This is a genomic window from Burkholderia sp. Ac-20353, assembly GCF_017104785.1.
Lineage (GTDB): Bacteria > Pseudomonadota > Gammaproteobacteria > Burkholderiales > Burkholderiaceae > Burkholderia.
The window spans coordinates 1-2,694 of the sequence record NZ_JAAGPL010000399.1 but is presented as its reverse complement, the minus strand read 5'-3'; the positions used below and the strand labels follow the sequence as shown (position 1 = coordinate 2,694).

General features: G+C 72.1%; 2 protein-coding genes and 1 pseudogene. All 3 read left to right on the top strand.

Features of this window, described 5'->3' with window-relative positions:
- Positions 1-444, top strand: a 444-nt coding sequence (locus tag G3N94_RS40615; RefSeq protein WP_241022350.1) for a DUF2760 domain-containing protein, incomplete at its 5' end; no start/stop codon positions are given.
- Positions 441-2,282 carry an Hsp70 family protein gene (locus G3N94_RS40610; protein WP_205799803.1) on the top strand — a complete coding sequence of 614 codons (1,842 nt, stop codon included), beginning with the start codon at positions 441-443 and terminating at the stop codon, positions 2,280-2,282. The genes G3N94_RS40615 and G3N94_RS40610, both read left to right, overlap by 4 nt.
- Before the next feature lie 5 nt (positions 2,283-2,287).
- Positions 2,288-2,694, top strand: a pseudogene (locus G3N94_RS40605) (hypothetical protein); the annotation flags it as partial.

Below are 2,694 nucleotides of genomic sequence, written 5' to 3'. Positions count from 1 at the left end.
CCGGCCCCGGCGCCTGTCCCCGCTGCCGCGCCCGTGAAGGCCGCCGCGCCCGAGCTGCGCGAAGCGAGCCCGCAGGCCGCGCTGCAACTGCTCGGCCTGCTGCAGCGCGATGCGCGCTTCATCGACTTCGTCGAGGAGGACATCGCCGGCTACGGGGACGCCGACATCGGCGCGGCCGCGCGCCTCGTGCACGACGGCTGCCGTGCCGCGCTGCGCGAGCACTTCACGATCGTCCCGGTACGCGACGAGGCCGAAGGCAGCCGCGTGACGCTGCCGGCCGGCTTCGACGCGACGGCCGTACGCGTGACCGGCAACGTGGTCGGCACGGCGCCGTTCACCGGCACCGTCAGCCATCGCGGCTGGCGCGTGTCCGACGTGCGCCTGCCGAAGCTGACCGGCAGCCACGACGCATCCGTAGTCGCTCCGGCGGAGGTGGAACTGTGAGCGATTCCCGTTATTCGATCGGTATCGATCTCGGCACGACCCACTGCGCGCTGTCGTATGTCGACACGGCATCCAGCGATGGCGAGAAGATCGTGCAGCAAGTGCTGCCGATCGCACAGCTGACCGCGCCCGGCGCGCTCGAGTCGCGCGACCTGCTGCCGTCGTTCCTTTACCTGCCGCATGAAAGCGAGCTGACGCAGGGCGACCTGACGCTGCCTTGGACCGCGTCGCGCAATTTCGCGGTCGGCGAGATGGCGCGCAGCCGCGGCGCCGGCACGCCGATCCGCCTCGTGTCGAGCGCGAAGAGCTGGCTGTGCCATCCGGGCGTCGACCGCCGCGCGGCGATCCTGCCGGGCGACGCACCGCCCGAGGTCGCGCGCGTGTCGCCGCTCGAAAGCTCGATCCGCTACCTGACGCACCTGCGCGAAGCGTGGGACCACGCGCACCCGGACGCGCCGTTCGCGGACCAGGACGTGACGGTCACGATTCCCGCGTCGTTCGACCCGGCCGCGCGCGAGCTGACGGCCGAGGCCGCGCGTGCCGCCGGCTATGCGCGGATGACGCTGCTCGAAGAGCCGCAGGCCGCGCTCTACAGCTGGATCCAGAAGAGCGAGGGCGGCTGGCGCAAGCAGGTGCAGGTCGGCGACCTGATCCTGTGCGTCGACGTCGGCGGCGGCACGACCGACCTGTCGCTGATCGCGGTGGTCGAGCGTGAAGGCAATCTCGAACTGCATCGCGTGGCGGTCGGCGAGCACATCCTGCTCGGCGGCGACAACATGGACCTCGCGCTCGCGCACATCGTCGCGCGCAAGCTCGCGCAGCAGGGCACGCAGGCCGATCCGTGGCAACTGCGCGCGCTGACTTACGCATGCCGTTCCGCGAAGGAAACGCTGCTGTCCGACCCGACGACCGACGCGGTGCCGCTCGTCGTGCCGAGCCGCGGCTCGAAGCTGATCGGCGGTTCGATCCGCACCGAGCTGACCCGTGCGGAACTCACGCAGACGATCCTCGAAGGCTTCTTCCCGCAGGTCGACGCGGCCGCGCGCCCGATCAGCCGCGCGCGTGTCGGCCTCACGCAGCTCGGCCTGCCGTATGCGCAGGATGCGGGCATCACGCGCCACCTCGCGGCGTTCCTCGGCCGCCAGGTCGCGGCACTCGACACGCTGGAAGGCGTGCAGCGCACGCTGCCGGCGGGCGCGACGTTCCTGCATCCGACCGCGGTGCTGTTCAATGGCGGCGTGTTCAAATCGTCGCTGCTGACGCAGCGCGTGCTCGACACGCTGAACGGCTGGCTCGCGGCTGAAGGTGCGGCACCGGCGCGCCTGCTCGACGGCGCGGATCTCGACCTCGCGGTCGCGCGCGGCGCCGCGTACTACGGCTACGTGAAGCGCGGCCGTGGCGTGCGGATTCGCGGCGGCACGGCGCGCGCGTACTACGTGGCGGTCGAATCGGCGATGCCCGCGGTGCCGGGGCTCGAACCGCCGGTGCAGGCGCTGTGCGTCGCGCCGTTCGGGATGGAGGAAGGCACGAGCGCAGCGTTGCCGCCGCAGGAGTTTGGCCTCGTCGTCGGCGAGCCGGTGCACTTCCGGTTCTTTGGATCGTCGGTGCGCCGCCAGGACCTGGTCGGCACGCTGCTCGACTACTGGTCGCCGGAGGAGCTGCAGGAACTCGAGGAGATCCAGGCGACGTTGCCGGCCGACGGCCGCACGGTCGGCGAGATCGTGCCCGTGAAGCTGCACGCGCGCGTGACCGAGGCCGGCACGCTCGAGCTCGAGGCGATCCCGAGCGGCACCGACGAGCGCTGGAAGGTCGAGTTCGACGTGCGCGGCGCCGCCTGAGCGCGATGAAGCGCTATACGGTCGGCATCGACCTCGGCACGAGCAATACGGTCGTCGCGTACGTCGAAGCGGGCTCGGACGCGATCCGCGTGTTCGACGTCGAGCAGCTCGTCGGGCCCGGCGCGATCGGCGCGCAGCCGCTGCTGCCGTCGGTGCGCTATCACCCGGCGGCGGGCGAGCTGCCGCCGGACGCGCTGCGGCTGCCGTGGCAACCGGCTGCTGGAGCAAAAGGAGCGGCCGCGGCCGCCGGAGCTGCAGCATCCGCCGGAGCTGCCACAGCTGCCACATTTGCCAGAGCCGCCACAGCCTCTGCAACTGCTGCAGCCGCTGCGGCCGCTGCGGCCGACTCGCCGCCGGCCGTGATCGGCCGGTTCGCGCGCACGCTCGGCGCGCAGGTGCCGGGCCGGCTCGA